At 60.2% G+C, this 505-nt stretch carries 1 protein-coding gene; it reads left to right on the forward strand.

The window, feature by feature from the left end; translation table 11 throughout:
* Positions 1-114: 114 nt before the first annotated feature.
* The coding region (locus AC1D0P_RS28405; protein ID WP_477679790.1) for a helix-turn-helix domain-containing protein at positions 115-505 on the forward strand (391 nt) is incomplete at its 3' end.

Genomic DNA, 505 nt, shown 5'->3' on the forward strand with positions numbered 1-505 from the left:
CATCCAATCTCCCCCCTTGAGGGGAGATGTCCGGCAGTGTCCAAACCGGCTAGGTTGTTTACGAAATAGCCCGATTAGGCTGTTTACAGACCGGCATCAGCAGGAGGCTCTGCGATGTCCTGGAATGCAAGCAGTATCATGGACGAACGGGTTCGTTTCATCAGTGATTATCTTGGCGGGGATTTTACGATGACGGAGCTTTGTCTGCTCTACGACATCAGCCGGCCGACAGGTTACAAATGGATCGAGCGTTATCGCCGGGAGGGGCCGCCTGGGCTTTGTGACCGATCGAGTGCGCCCTTTGAGCATGGCCGTAGAACAGCACCGGTGATTGCGGATGCGCTGTGCGAGCTGCGCCTCAAGCGGCCGAACTGGGGGCCGAAGAAGCTGATTGCCTGGCTTTGCCGCAAGCAACCGGGCACGGCCTGGCCCTCGCCTTCGACGGCGGGCGACATTCTCAAGCGCGCCGGGCTTGTGACGGATCGCAAGCCGAAGCGGCGTGCCC

The organism is Polaromonas sp. P1_G2, assembly GCF_056405515.1.